This window comes from Bradyrhizobium sp. BR 10261, assembly GCF_019455395.1.
Classification (GTDB): Bacteria; Pseudomonadota; Alphaproteobacteria; order Rhizobiales; family Xanthobacteraceae; genus Bradyrhizobium; species Bradyrhizobium manausense.
The window spans coordinates 106,656-119,654 of the sequence record NZ_JACOFQ010000017.1; the positions used below are offsets into that span (position 1 = coordinate 106,656).

The 12,999-nt window shown below is 63.9% G+C and carries 16 protein-coding genes and 1 tRNA gene; 7 read left to right on the forward strand and 10 right to left on the reverse strand.

The window, feature by feature from the left end; translation table 11 throughout:
• Positions 1–192 precede the first annotated feature (192 nt).
• The 4 genes from HYH07_RS20860 (at position 193) to HYH07_RS20875 (ending at position 2,533) form a co-directional block, all read left to right on the forward strand.
• On the forward strand, positions 193–810 hold the full coding sequence (locus HYH07_RS20860) for a hypothetical protein (RefSeq protein ID WP_220004292.1): 618 nt from the start codon (positions 193–195) through the stop codon (positions 808–810).
• Entirely contained in the window at positions 797–1,171 is a 375-nt protein-coding gene (locus HYH07_RS20865; RefSeq protein WP_057754138.1) for a transcriptional regulator, read from the forward strand. Before HYH07_RS20860 ends, HYH07_RS20865 begins: the two co-directional genes overlap by 14 nt.
• Before the next feature lie 30 nt (positions 1,172–1,201).
• Positions 1,202–1,942: a di-trans,poly-cis-decaprenylcistransferase gene (locus HYH07_RS20870; RefSeq protein ID WP_220004255.1), complete on the forward strand. Its 741-nt coding sequence runs from the start codon at positions 1,202–1,204 to the stop codon at positions 1,940–1,942.
• Between the two features lie 105 nt (positions 1,943–2,047).
• Positions 2,048–2,533 (forward strand): Crp/Fnr family transcriptional regulator, encoded by a 486-nt coding sequence (locus tag HYH07_RS20875; RefSeq protein WP_220004256.1) that lies wholly within the window; start codon positions 2,048–2,050, stop codon positions 2,531–2,533.
• On the opposite strand, the gene HYH07_RS20880 is transcribed toward HYH07_RS20875, so the two are convergent.
• Positions 2,472–3,299 carry a metallophosphoesterase gene (locus tag HYH07_RS20880; protein ID WP_220004257.1) on the reverse strand — a complete coding sequence of 276 codons (828 nt, stop codon included), beginning with the start codon at positions 3,297–3,299 and terminating at the stop codon, positions 2,472–2,474. The genes HYH07_RS20875 and HYH07_RS20880 overlap by 62 nt on opposite strands.
• A 202-nt stretch (positions 3,300–3,501) precedes the next feature.
• Between HYH07_RS20880 and HYH07_RS20885 the strand changes: the two genes are divergently transcribed.
• Both HYH07_RS20885 and HYH07_RS20890 read left to right on the forward strand, forming a co-directional pair.
• Positions 3,502–4,191, forward strand: coding sequence for a DNA-3-methyladenine glycosylase I (locus HYH07_RS20885; RefSeq protein WP_220004258.1), 690 nt, complete (start codon positions 3,502–3,504; stop codon positions 4,189–4,191).
• Positions 4,192–4,425: 234 nt separating this feature from the next.
• Positions 4,426–4,719: a hypothetical protein gene (locus HYH07_RS20890; protein WP_057753974.1), complete on the forward strand. Its 294-nt coding sequence runs from the start codon at positions 4,426–4,428 to the stop codon at positions 4,717–4,719.
• A gap of 93 nt (positions 4,720–4,812) precedes the next feature.
• On the opposite strand, the gene HYH07_RS20895 is transcribed toward HYH07_RS20890, so the two are convergent.
• The 4 genes from HYH07_RS20895 to HYH07_RS20910 all read right to left on the reverse strand — a co-directional run bounded on the left by HYH07_RS20895 (position 4,813) and on the right by HYH07_RS20910 (position 8,231).
• The gene (locus HYH07_RS20895; protein WP_057753964.1) at positions 4,813–5,406 is read right to left on the reverse strand and encodes a TadE/TadG family type IV pilus assembly protein; all 594 of its coding nucleotides are present in this window, start codon (positions 5,404–5,406) and stop codon (positions 4,813–4,815) included.
• Positions 5,403–5,963 carry a TadE/TadG family type IV pilus assembly protein gene (locus HYH07_RS20900; protein WP_220004259.1) on the reverse strand — a complete coding sequence of 187 codons (561 nt, stop codon included), beginning with the start codon at positions 5,961–5,963 and terminating at the stop codon, positions 5,403–5,405. The genes HYH07_RS20895 and HYH07_RS20900 overlap by 4 nt, the downstream gene beginning before the upstream one ends.
• A gap of 9 nt (positions 5,964–5,972) precedes the next feature.
• Positions 5,973–7,355 (reverse strand): TadE/TadG family type IV pilus assembly protein, encoded by a 1,383-nt coding sequence (locus HYH07_RS20905; RefSeq protein ID WP_220004293.1) that lies wholly within the window; start codon positions 7,353–7,355, stop codon positions 5,973–5,975.
• Positions 7,356–7,691: 336 nt separating this feature from the next.
• Positions 7,692–8,231 carry a DinB family protein gene (locus HYH07_RS20910; protein WP_220004260.1) on the reverse strand — a complete coding sequence of 180 codons (540 nt, stop codon included), beginning with the start codon at positions 8,229–8,231 and terminating at the stop codon, positions 7,692–7,694.
• A gap of 94 nt (positions 8,232–8,325) precedes the next feature.
• Between HYH07_RS20910 and HYH07_RS20915 the strand changes: the two genes are divergently transcribed.
• Entirely contained in the window at positions 8,326–9,201 is an 876-nt protein-coding gene (locus tag HYH07_RS20915; RefSeq protein ID WP_220004261.1) for a LysR substrate-binding domain-containing protein, read from the forward strand.
• Positions 9,202–9,214: 13 nt separating this feature from the next.
• Here the strand turns inward: HYH07_RS20915 and HYH07_RS20920 are convergent, their stop codons facing one another.
• The 5 genes from HYH07_RS20920 to HYH07_RS20940 all read right to left on the reverse strand — a co-directional run bounded on the left by HYH07_RS20920 (position 9,215) and on the right by HYH07_RS20940 (position 12,999).
• The gene (locus HYH07_RS20920; protein ID WP_220004262.1) at positions 9,215–10,021 is read right to left on the reverse strand and encodes an ABC transporter permease; all 807 of its coding nucleotides are present in this window, start codon (positions 10,019–10,021) and stop codon (positions 9,215–9,217) included.
• Positions 10,018–10,614 (reverse strand): ATP-binding cassette domain-containing protein, encoded by a 597-nt coding sequence (locus tag HYH07_RS20925; protein ID WP_220004263.1) that lies wholly within the window; start codon positions 10,612–10,614, stop codon positions 10,018–10,020. The genes HYH07_RS20920 and HYH07_RS20925 overlap by 4 nt, the downstream gene beginning before the upstream one ends.
• A gap of 3 nt (positions 10,615–10,617) precedes the next feature.
• The gene (locus tag HYH07_RS20930) at positions 10,618–11,649 is read right to left on the reverse strand and encodes a Cj0069 family protein (protein WP_220004264.1); all 1,032 of its coding nucleotides are present in this window, start codon (positions 11,647–11,649) and stop codon (positions 10,618–10,620) included.
• 139 nt (positions 11,650–11,788) lie between these two features.
• Positions 11,789–11,865 (reverse strand) — tRNA-Arg (locus tag HYH07_RS20935).
• Between the two features lie 66 nt (positions 11,866–11,931).
• Positions 11,932–12,999 (reverse strand): diguanylate cyclase, encoded by a 1,068-nt coding sequence (locus HYH07_RS20940; RefSeq protein WP_220004265.1) that lies wholly within the window; start codon positions 12,997–12,999, stop codon positions 11,932–11,934.

Genomic DNA, 12,999 nt, shown 5'->3' on the forward strand with positions numbered 1-12,999 from the left:
CCCCAAGGGCACCTGGCCGCATCTTAGCCGGGCCGGTGGCCGGTACGCAACCGGCAGTTGTCCGCGCGGCGTTCGTCCGCGGCAGGCGATTTCCCGGCTTGTGTTTACTTTGTAACGCGGTATACTTTGCAGTACAAAGTGACCGGGCAGCCGGTCCGTGGGCGTGGGTGGAGCGGAGCTTTGGCATTGCCGATGCGCGATCTCGACAGGGCGCTGGCCGACATCGTGGCGATCCGCAGCCAGATTGCGGCCGGCACGGCGTTCCGCGGTTACGGCCCGGCAACGATGGCCGCGACCGGCGCGGTCGCGCTTGTCACCGCCATCCTGCAATTCTGGCTGCTCGGCGACCCCACCGGCGAGCCGCTCGGCTTCTTTCTCGGTTGGTTCGTCGCGGCGACCCTGTCAGGCCTGATCATCTGGATCGAGATGCGTGCGCGTTCGCGTCGTCATCATTCCGGGCTCGCCGACGCGATGATTCATCAGGCGATCGAGCAGTTCCTGCCCGCGGGCGTCGCCGGCGTCCTGCTCGCAGTGGTGATGTGGAGGTTCGCTTCCGAGGCGCTGTGGCTGCTGCCGGGACTGTGGCAGATTCTGGTGTCGCTCGGCATTTTCGCGTCCGTTCGCTCGCTGCCGCGCAGCGTGGCGTTCGCCGGGGCCTGGTACTTCATCTCCGGCTTCGCCGTGGTGGTGCTGGCGAGCCGAACCCACATGCTGTCGCCATGGACGATGGGGCTGCCTTTCGTGATCGGCCAGTCGGTGATGGCGGCCGTTCTGTATTTCGCGTCCGGAGACAATGATGTCGAAGACTGACAGCGCACCTTTTTCCTATGAAGGGCTCGACCGTGTAATCCACGAGAAGGCAAGGCTCGGACTGCTGACGTCGCTGATGGCTCATCCGAAGGGACTTGCTTTCGCTGACCTCAAGCAGCTCTGCGGCCTCACCGACGGCAATCTCAGCCGGCACCTTGCCGTCCTCCAGGAGGCCGGCCTTGTCGAGGTGACCAAGGGTTATGAAGGCAATCGCCCGCACACAACCTGCCGCCTGACCAGGAGCGGCCGCCGGCGCTTCCTCGACTATCTCGCCGTGCTCGAACGTCTCGTGCGCGACGCCGCCAAGGCCGCCGGCCGCGAGGCGCCGCCGCTTGGCCGTCTCGGGATCCTTCCGATCTGATCGCCCCCCTTTTTGACCGGAGACTTTGCGATGCAAAGTGACATCACGACCCACAACGAAAAGCTCCATGTCGGCATCATCATGGACGGCAACGGGCGATGGGCGACCCGGCGCGGCCTGTCGCGTGTCCGCGGTCACGAGGCCGGCGTCGAGACCATCCGCCGCATCGTCGAGGCCGCGCCCAAGCAGGGCATCGGCACGCTGACGCTCTATGCGTTCTCGACCGACAATTGGCGCAGGCCCAAGGCCGAAATTGCCGCGTTGATGACCTTGCTGCGCTTCTATCTCGCCAATGAAGTGCAGAGCCTGGTCAGAAACGGCGTGCGGCTCAACGTCATCGGCCGTCGCGATCGCCTGCCGGACGGGATCGCAGCCGCCATCGCGCGCGCGGAGGAGGCCACCGCAAACGGCAGCACGCTTCACTTGCGCATTGCGGTCGACTATTCCGCGCGCGACGCCATCCTCAATGCTGCGGCCAAGGCGGCCGCGCTGACCAGCCTGACCCGCGAAGCCTTCTCGCAACTCGTCACCGGCGAGGTCGGCTTGCGCGACGTCGATCTCATCATCCGCACCTCAGGCGAAAAGCGGTTGTCCGACTTCCTGCTCTGGGAGGGCGCCTATGCCGAGCTGCATTTCACCGAGCGGATGTGGCCCGAATTCGACGCAGGCGATCTCGCCGCGGCGCTGGCCTCCTTCCACGGCCGCGAACGCCGATTCGGTGGTCTCCAGGCCATCATGCCGGAGGAGGTGCCCTCACTCTCTCGGGCGTGACAGGGCCACGGAGCTTCCTATTTTTTCAGCCGCACGAACAGGTGGTTGATTTGCCGGGCGCCACGGATCGTGCTCTACTCTTTCTCCTGACGGGAGCTTTCGGCGATGCGCGCGGTTCTGGACTATTGCACCGGCGGAACGGAGCGGCAGGTTGCGGCTGGCACGCACCTTTTGACCGAAGGCGGCGCCTCCGGACATCTCTACGTGCTGATGCAGGGCAAGCTCGAGGTGCTCAAGGGCGAGATGGTGGTCGCCACCGTTGCCGAGCCCGGTGCGGTGGTGGGCGAGATGTCGGTGTTGCTGGGAGTGCCGCATACGGCGACGGTGCGGGCCTGCGCCGACACGGTGGTTTACGAGTTCGAGGATGCCGCCTCGCTGCTCAAGCAGGAGCCGGAAATCGCGCTGCTGCTCGCGCGCATGCTGGCGCAGCGGCTCAATGTCGCCAACACCTATCTCGCCGATCTCAAGCGGCAATATGCCGGCCACGGCACACATCTCGCGATGGTCGGTGAGGTGCTCCAGAGCATGATCAACCTGCCGCCGCTTGAGGTCTCGCCAGGCTCGGATCGGCAATCCGATCCAAGGACGTGAGCCAGTCCGGCGGTTCGTCGATATAAGACGCGGGCCGCTTCAGCGGTGCGCCGAGATCGATCCACTGCGCTTCGCCCGCTGCCAGCCAGAACGCCTTGTTCGCATCGAAATCCAGCACGATGTGCGTCGGCGGGCGTCCCGGCTGCAGGCCGGCGTTGAACACCCAGGTCTGGCCAAGCCGGTCGTACCACGAGCCGTCCTTGATGAAGGGCGATTGATGGACATGGCCGGAGATGACCATCGACGGCTGATATTGCATGATCCACTGCACCAGCTCGACATCGCCGAAGAAGCGCTTGCCGCCCCAGCTCGTCGGCGAATTAGCCGGCGGCGCATGATGCGCCCAGATCCATCGCTGCGGATGGTGGAGCGAGGCATCACGCAGCTGATTGGCGATGCGCTGCTTGACCAGCGGTCCGTCCCACCACGGGCACACCGTGAACAGCGTGTTGCCGATGATCAGATTGTCCCCGTCGCAGGCGATGCCTGTTGCCTGCACCTCCGAGATCCAGCGCGAGATCTTCTCGCCCTCGGCATCGCGCTCGTCGAGGTCGTGATTGCCGGAGCAGAGAATGACCTTGGTCTGCGCCGCGATCAGCGCGAGGTACTTCTTCACCACCACGATCTGTGCGCGGAAATCCACCGTCGAGCCGATGTCCAGCGCATCGCCGGCGAAGATCACCAGGTCGAATTGCGGCGCGGCGCTGACCAGCCAGTCGAGCTGCGGCAGCGAGTAGTGCAGATCGGCCACGACCAGGCAGCGCATAGAGAATCCGTCCGCGAGAGAATGAAAATATCCGGGAATTCCAAAATCTTATAAAGCAAGAAGCAGACCAGCATCGCTGCCGTCAATCCGGCAAAGCGCAGCATGCTGCGGCGGCCGGCGGCGCACAAGTGCCGATCGTGTCGCAGGGCTGGACCGTATCGCCGAATTCTGCTGACGTGGCGGTTTCAATGCCGGTGATCGCATGACGTCCTTCAAGACCATTCGTGCCCGCGCCGAGAAGCGCAAGGGGGGACCCAAGGCGCTCGACAAGCTGATGCCTGTCAAGCCGGACTTGAAGCGTCTGGCAAAGCTCGGCGACGACCGCATCCTCGCGGAGATGACGAAGCGCGTGTTTTGCTCCGGGTTTGCCTGGAACGTGATCGAGGCGAAGTGGGACGGTTTCGAAGACGCCTTCCTGCGCTTCAAGCCGGCCACGCTCAGCTTCCAGCCGGAAGATTATTGGGACGGCCTGCTGCGCGACGCGCGCATCGTGCGCAATGGCGCCAAGATCATGTCGGTACGCGACAACGCCGTGTTCGTGCAGGATATCGCGAGGGAGCACGGCAGCTTCGGCAGGTTTCTGGCAAAATGGCCGCCGTCCAACGAGATCGGCCTGCTCGATCTCCTGGCCAAGCGCGGCTCCAGGCTCGGCGGCAATACCGGCCAGATGCTGCTGCGCTTCGTCGGCTGGGACGGCTTTGTCACCTCGAAGGACGTCGTCGCCTGCCTGCGCGATGCCGGTCTCGACATCGCCGAAGAGGTCAAGTCCAAGGGCGATCTTGCCAAGGTGCAGGAGCAGTTCAACGCCTGGGCCGAGGAGACGGGGCTGCCCTACACCTATCTGTCCCGCATCTGCGCGCTGTCGGTCGGTGAAAACAGGAGCGAGCATTAGCCCGCGACAAACAGCAGGCCGCAGCTTCGGTGACCGGATCGTGGACATGGTGTGGCAATCTCGCGCCGTCGGCGCGGCAGATGCCGCGCGCGATCACGAAATGCATTTCGCAGGAACATTTGTGCGCAGCACCCGTTCGGGACATTGAACCAGGCAACACGGCGCAGGGAACACGCTCGCTCCGGCCAAACCTGGCTCAAGCCACGAAACTCGAACGACAGAACGGAGCAGCTCATGAAGCTCACATCCGAACAGGTGAAGCAGACCATCAACCAGCTCGGCGCCCAGGTGCTGCCCGACGAGCATCCCGCCATGCCCCAGCTCAACAGCATGTTCGGTGAGCACACCTTCTTCGTCGACGAGACGGGCTTGAAGGTCCTCGAGCCGACGCCGTCGCTCAGTGCGGAGCGACAGACGGGTGAAGTCGTCAGCCTCGCCGACTGGAGCGATGCGGATCTGACGCGCCTGATGGCACACGAGCCCGAGCCGACCGGCGTGATCGTGGTGTTCGAGCACGTGAGGCATTGACGGGATCGCACAAACGACCACCCTTCCGCAGTGCCGAAGGGTGGTTGGATCGGGCGTATGATCCGTGGCGGAAATCAGATCCGGTCGCCGTCATCACGACGTCGGACAGGACGTCGTCGGGACGGGCGGCGTCGATCCGCTCGTGATGGTCGGGACAAAGTTGGTCTGGCGCGGGTACAGATAGTAGCTGTCGCGGAGCGTGACGGTGCCGCTGATGGTGTAGCCGAGATTCGGGGTATAGGCGTAGGTTGCCTCACCGAGGATGAGCCCGCTGGTGGTCGGCACCCCCGTCAGGGAGGTCGGCAGGGTGACGGTGGAGCCGGCGGTCCTTGCGGCGCCGTTGAGCGACTGGCTCCAGATCACCTTGGCCGTAACGTTGTCGCCGGTCGGCTGCACCTCCGAGACGGTCACGACCGCTTTGGTGACGTCATACGGGGAGAGAACTTTCGACGATGCGTTGAGAATGCCGGTGACATCGCTCGTGGTCACGCACTTGTTCTGCGACAGAATGTCGGCAATGGTATGTACCGTGGCCGTGACCTTGACGTTGATCGAAAGGGCGTTGCCGAGTTCGACACCGCCCATGCACAGCAGCAGCATGAACGGCAGCACGATGGCAAACTCGATGGCCGCCACGGCGTCTTCGTTGGCTCGGAACCGCCTCAGGCGCACAGGCAAGCGGGTCATTGATAGGGCTCATTCTGGAAAGCAGCGGACGCCGTGATCTGGCGATTGCCGTTCGGCAGGTTTGCCAGGGTAAAGCCGAGCGGTCCGCCGAAAACCGGCCATTGGTAGATCACCTCCAGCACGACCTTGTCGGACGGGCCGCCCGGATTGTAGGGCCAGTTGTTGGAGACGGTGCCATCGGCATTGAACGTCAATGTCGGGGCAGCCGCGCTCAACGCCGACCAGCTGCTCGCCGACTGGACGCTGATCATCAGATTGTTGCAGCTGAAGATGATGCGGACCTGCGAGCAGACCAGGGTCGAAAACTGGGTCTGCGTCATCCCGGCCCCCTGCACCTGACCCGTCATGATCTGCCGGGCGGACTGCTGCACGACCTGCTGGAGCAATTGCTGAGCGAAGAAAACCATGAAGATCTGGATGATTCCGACCAGCAACGCGATGAAGATCGGCGCGACGAGGGCGAATTCGACCGCGTTCGCGCCGTTCTCGTCGTTGCGGAACGCTGCGAACCTCTGGCGAAGGCGTCGCTGTCCGGATACCGCTCGCAACTTGGGCATGACGTTCGCTCAGTTGGTCAGGTGAGGGGCCGTTTCCACGACCAACAGGAACAGTTGCCGGAGCGCCGCGGTGATGTCGCCGCCCGATTGCACGTCATAGAACAGGCCGGGCGAGGCGCAGGATTTTGCGTTTTGAGCGATCTGTCCGGTCGACGACGACGGATTGTTGAATGGCGCGATATAGGAATTGTACCAGCCGTTGCTTGTGAGCGGCAGGTACTCCGTATAGAGCACCGCGATACGAATTCCCCGGCTCTTGATCGTCGTGCAGATCGAGGTGTTGATCGGTTGCTGACACCGATATTTGGAGCCGGTGGCAATCGGCGTTCCGCTGCAGGACGAGCTCATCGATACGATCTTGTCGTCAACCCCGTCGGTGACGAGGAACACCACTTCCTGAGGCGTATCCCCGGTTTGATTGCTGCCTCCGCCGGGAGCGGGCATGAGAGCGTTGACGCTCGTCAGCGCATTCTCGATGTCCGTGCCATAGTCGGTGCTGATGGGACATCCCGAGGCCACGCAGTTCTGATGATCGACGGTGACAAGCGAAATATTATTGGCAGCCTGGCTCGCGGCGGTCGATAGGTCGGCAGACGGCAGCCCCGACGGCGCATAGATCGTGTTGAAGCCATAGTCGAACGTGTAGATCGCGGCCTTGTAGGTGTTGTTCTGCTGCGCTTCGGTCTGTTGCGCCGTGCTCATCAGGCTCGCGGTCGCCTGGGCCACCAGGTCGATACGCAGCGTGATGTTGTTGTTGCGTGCGATGGTGAGGTTGTCCTTGGTCGACGCGCTCGCGCCAGGGTCCTTCTCGGGATGCGACTCATGACAGGCGAAGGCGCAGTTCCTCGAGCCGGAGGGCTGGCTCGCGGTTGCGGTGATCATGTTGGTAATACCGGTCGACGTCGCAGCGATGCCCATCGACGGCGAATCGTCGAGCAACAGATAGAAGTTGATGTTGGGCGCGCCCGAAGCGCTGGCCGTCGCGGAGCCCTTGATCGGCCACACGGAGGTGCCGAGCAGGCTCGGGAAGGCGTTACTGGAGTTTGCGGTGTAGGTGACGGTCGCGGTGCGCACCAGGCCGACATTTCCGACATTGATCGTCAGCGCGGGAGCCCCTGACAGGCCTCCGGCGATGGCGTTTGCGGTCGCGTTGAAGATATTCGTGGCGGTGGTCTGGGCGACGGTCGTGCTCTGGGCCATCATCGACGGGGTCACAGCCGCGATCGCGGCGGCATCGGCTGCGGCGTCCAGCTGCGATTGCCGCCGCTGCGCCTGCGTGTAGTCGAGCGTCATGCCCAGCAGATACACGGTCGGGAACAGCAGGATCGCGAATATGACGGCAACGTTGGCCTTGCGATCTCTGACAAACCGATAAAGCGAGGCGCGCAGCATGACCTTCATCCTAATCGCCGTTAACCACGGCACAGGCAATTCCCCGTCAGTTTGGGTATCGCGTGCCGGAACGGGGCGGATCGAAAAGCCTCCGCCTGTCTCTCGGCAGGGGAACTTTGAAAGCTGGCTATTTAAGCAACACTTACTGGCGCCGCGCGAATATGGGGTGCCTGATGTCGCATGCGTCGGATTGAAGCGACGCAATTAACCGGCCGTAAAAACGTCACCGCAAAGCGGCGGTATTGAGAGCCGCGGCCTTGTCGGCCATTGGCGCACCCGACGCTATCAGGGCAATTTGAGCAGGCTAGGTGAAATCGCAACGGTCCGATTGCACGATCACGCCGGCGTGGACGCGCCCAAACGGCCGGCGAGATCAGGCGGCGGAAGCCCCCGCTGCATCATGAGCAGATCGAGCGAGGGCGGCTCCTGCCTGGTCAAGATCGACAAGCATGCATGAGCCTGGCCGCGGTGGTGCGTTTGATGATTGAAAAGGTGCAGCAGGATGTCCGATAGCGGCTGTTCCTGCGGCTTTCCCGACGTCGTCTGATAAGCGTGAGGCCGCGCCAGCGCTTCCTCGTCGTAACCGCTGACCACCGCGATGAGGCGCGCGTCCTCGGCAAGGCGCGCCAGCGTCAGCTCCCGGCGATCCTCAAACAGGATCTCATCGAGCCGCTTGGGCTGCTGGCCGACACCGGTGAGCCGGGTCAGCCAAAGCCTGTCCGTCAAGAGGAGATGGTTCAGCGTCCCATGCAGGCTGCGGAAGAACACGCCTATGTCGGTGCGATAAAGCTCCTCCGGCAGCGCCAACGCCGCCTCGTAGAGTCGGGCATTGGCCCAGGAATTATAGGCAGCAAGCTGTTGGAACAGATTCGGCATCGGGCGGTCCTCCCGCCTTGTCGGTAGCAGTTTGCCGCGGGATCGAAGCGTGAGATAATCTCACCTGTCATCACCAGTTGGTTCGGCCCCAGTCATGCTTCCGTCGCTCAGAGGTTTGCAGGCGCTTTCCCTGCTGTCGCAGACCGGCAGCCTCACGGCAGCAGCTGATGTTCTGGGCGTCAGCCGCTCGGCGCTGTCCCATCGGGTCGCAGATCTCGAGCGCCAGCTCGGCGTCGTCCTCATGCAGAAGCAAGGGCGCAGTGTCGTGCTGACCGATGATGGCGAGGCGCTTATCGCGGTGATGGGCGACGCCCTTGACCGCATCGAGGCGGCTGTCGAACCGATCCGCCGGCGACGCTCCCAGTTGCGCATCAGCACGGTCGCGACCTTGGCGTCGCACTGGCTGCTGCCGCGGTTGCCGGAATTCCGAGCCCTGCATCCCGACATCGAGGTTGCGCTCACGACGACGCGTCGGGCTATTGATCTCGAGGCCGAGGATTTCGACTGCGCCATCAGGCACGGATTGGGCAACTGGCCCGGGCTGACCGCGACCTTGCTGTTTCGCGAGACCCTCGCGCCCGTGGCCGCGCCGGGCGCCGATCAGAACCTTGAAGGAAGCTCCATCATCCGTGCCCGTTCGCGCTTTCGGGACTGGTCGCGTTGGTGGACGGCATCCCGGCGCGCTGGAAGGCCTGATGACGGCGGCCTGGTTGTCGAGTCACGCGCGCAAGCGCTCGAGGCGGCGCTTGCCGGCGGGGGCATCGCGATGATCGACATGGCCTATGTCGACGAGCACCTTTCGAGCCGGCGCCTACAGCTCCTCGCGCCACCGATCACGCTTGATGAGGGCTACTATCTGCTGCGCCGATCCGTTCGCCGAAACGATCGGCTGCTCGGCGCATTCGAGCAATGGATTGTTGCGGTATCAGCGCGATCGAGGGCGGAAGCCGGCGCCGCTACATCGCAATGAAGCGCTGAAGCCTTCAACTGAAATTGTCCAGGGTCATTCGATCGAGACGCAGCCGGTGTCGATGATCGGTCAGCAGGTGTGCGCCACCCAGGACGGCAGCAAGCGTTCCGAGCCCGGTGCCGCCGGCGATCAGGAACATGATCAACAGTTGATACTTGACCGCATCGACCGGAGCGACACCCGCAAGAATCTGGCCAGTCATCATTCCCGGCAAGGAAACCAGGCCGATCGCCGCCATGCTGTTCATGATCGGCATGAAGCCGCTTCTTAACGCATCCCGTATGACCGGCAGCAGAGCCTGATATCGGGTGCCACCGAGTGCGAGACACGCTTCCACGGCGGCGCGTTCGCGCACCAGGCTATTCGTCAGCACGTCCAGGCCGAGGCTTATTCCGGTCATGGTGTTGCCCAGGATCATGCCCAGCAAAGGCAACGCATAGCGCGGGTGATACCATGGATCGGGGCGCAGCTCCGTCAGGAGCGCGAACATCGTGACCGTACCGGCGGCGAGCAGCGTGCATCCCGCGCCGAGGCCATAGCTCCAGATGCCCGGCAGCCGCCGCTTCTGCCGCGCGACGATCTCCCGAGAAGCGAACAGAACCATGATGCAGGCGGCGACCGCGGTCCAGAGCGGCGACACTGCGGCGAACAGGAAGGTCAGCACGTATCCGACGAGGACGAGCTGAAGCACCATGCGCACCGTCGCGATGGCAAGTTGTCTTTCAAGCTTGAGGCGGAGAACGATCGAGAGAATGCCATCCATGGCGACAAGCAGAGCGGGGAGGGCGAGATCACCATACGAAAGCTGAATGTAGGTCACGGCCGGCTTTCCTCGATGCGGCCGTCGGGCCTCATGGCAAATATCCTTGAGCTCACACGGCGGGCTTGGGCATCGTCGTGGGTGCTCCAAACGACGCTCGTTCCATCCGCGGTGCGTGCGGCGATCAAGGATTCCACGGCCGCGGTGGATGCCGTATCGAGCGCCGAGGTCGGCTCGTCCAGCAGAAGCACCCGCGAGCGCAGCATCAGCGCACGCACAAGCCCCAATCGCTGTCGCTCGCCGGTCGAAAGTCTTTGCACCGGCCACGGTCCGCAGTCCTCCGGCAGCCCCAGGCATTTGACCAGCGACAGGGCATCATTCCAGGCCGTGAAGTGTTCCTGCACGGTGTCGGACCACCAACCAGGCTCGGTGGCCAGGTAGGTCACCCGTTTTCGCCACGCCGGGGCAGGCATCTGTTCTCTGAGCGCGCCATCGAGCCTGACCGTTCCTTCGTTGGGATCGAGGTCCGCGATGGAGCGAAGCAGCACGGTCTTCCCGACGCCGGAGGGCCCCTGCAAGGCGACGCATTCGCCGTCCTGCAAGTCGAATGACACGGAGATGTGCAGGCGCTTGAGCCCACTGACTGTCAGCATGTGTCAACGCTTGCGCTGCAGCCGGTCGGCAACCCATCTGGCGATGTGCACCGGCGCCTCGCTCGGGTAGGGGTGCACCGAGCTGACATTGATCTCGCCGAGCACGTAGCTGTCGCTCCCATCGGCCTCGACGGGGCCGAGCATGAAGTCGGCGTCCCAGATCGCGGGCAGGTCATCTCTCGCGATACCCATCAACGACGTCAGCTGCGGCGTCCACTCGTCTTCCATCAACCGGCGCAGCCGCTGGAAGCGCGGGTCTGCGTTGGATGTATAGAGCCGCGGTCCGGCCCCGGAACGCGCGGCCGGTGTATCGACCAGTGCTTTGACTTTGTGGTGGCCGAAGCCGGCGCAGCGATCGCCTGCCATGTAGCAACGCACCACGCCCTCGCTCAGGCGAGGCTGGAAGGGTTGGTCGATCACGCTGCCGTTCTCGAAATACTCCGCGCAGCGACGGACAAAATCATCCAGCGTCAGCTCCTCGGGGACGTCCTTGGTCGCGTCCAGCACTCTTATCATGGAGGAGGTCGGGAGCTTTTCGACCTTCCAGACGCCCTGGCCGCCATTGCCCCGGTTGCGCTTGATCACGCGCGGGCCGCTCGCGAGCCTGTCCGGCAGCTCGGCGCGCATCGCCGCGGCGCTTCTATACAGCGCCGTGTCGCTTCCCCACCCCATGGAGCGGGTCTGATAGAGCACCTCCTTGGTGCCCATCTTGAGGATCACATCGGGGTGCGCGCTCACCCACACGCCTTTGGCGGCAACGTCGCGCAGCAGCGCGTCGAGACCGCCGCGGTCTCGACCATCTTGGATCGGGTTGACCCAGACGAGCACGCCGTCGACCGCGAGCAATTGTTCGCGGACCTGATCGGCGAAGCCTTCATCATAGATCGCCGGGCGTGCCTCGATGCCGAGGGCGGCGAGCGCTTCGAAGATGTTGGCGAAGCGGCTGTTCTGAGCGGTCGTATCCCGGCGGGCTGCGGCGTCGCCCCGCGAAAGAATAGCCACAGAATGCAGGGGAGGTGATTGACGTTCGATCATGCGCAAGCTCCACGTTTTGCGTGCTGCACAGAGCTTGGACCGAAGTCTCACGGGGAGTCTGCTTGTCCCCTCCCGCACATTCTACGGGAGATCGTCCGACCGTTTCAAGGTGGCTAATGGCGCCCCCGCGACGCCGAGATGGCGCGCCCGACACGATTCGAACGTGTGACCTTTGCCTTCGGAGGGCAACGCTCTATCCAGCTGAGCTACGGGCGCAACGAGGCCTCATTTAGCCTAATGGCGAGGGGCGGGCAACGGTCTCGCCGCCGCAATATCAGCGCTTTAGGCCGATTTGCGTGGAGCGAGGCCAGGAACTTGACCGCTAACCGGCTCGTTTTCCCGGCCAAGGCCGGTAAATTCGGCCAGCACCCGATCGGAGCAGACCACGCGGTTGCGGCCGAGCCGCTTGGCGGCATAGAGCGCCTGATCGGCCGCGTTCAGCAGGCCATTGGGGGTGCCGTCGGCCTCGCCGGGAACGTGACAGGCGACGCCCACACTGAGGGTCACGCGGTCGCCGGCGCCATGGGCGCCATGGGCGATCTGCAAGGCCATCACGGCGCGGCGGATCTCCTCGGCGATGGTGCAGGCATCGTCGCAGCCCATCTCGGGCAGGATCAGAGCAAATTCCTCGCCGCCATAGCGGCTGGCGAGGTCGAGCGGACGCAAGGCGTAGCGCCTGACCACGCGGGCGACCGCGCGCAGGCACTCGTCGCCGCTCTGGTGGCCGTGCTCGTCATTGAACAGCTTGAAATGATCGACGTCGACGAACAGCAGCGCTAACGGCTGCTGCGTCCGCTGCGCGCGGGCCCATTCGCTCGTCAGCATCTGGTCGAATGCGCGGCGGTTCGACAGGCCAGTCAGCCCGTCCTTGGTGGCAAGCTCCTTCAGCGCCGTTTCGGCACGCTTCTGGTCGGTGAGGTCGCGCAGTGTCTCCACCACGGCAATCAGATTGCCGGCCTCGTCGTGGATGGGGCCGGCGTCGATCGCAAGATAGAGCTGGTTGCCGAGCTTCGGCATCACACACCAGTTTTCCGCGGAGAAGCCGAGCCCGTTATGGCCGCGCGCGGCATATTCCGAATAGAGCTCCGGCAGCTGCTCGGGCTGGTCGAGCGCGACCAGATCGGCAAGGCAGGGGCGCTTGGTCTCGTAGAACGCCTGCCAATGCTTGTTGGTGCCGATCACCTCGGAGGCGGCAACGCCGGTCAGCCGTTCGCAGGCCTTGTTCCAGATCACCACGCAGCGCTTCGGATCGATCACGAAGGTCGGCACCACCAGATGCTGCATCAGCCGCACCGCGTAGGAATCGGCGACATCGACAGTCGTCGCGGGCGTCTTGCCGAGCTTTGCCAT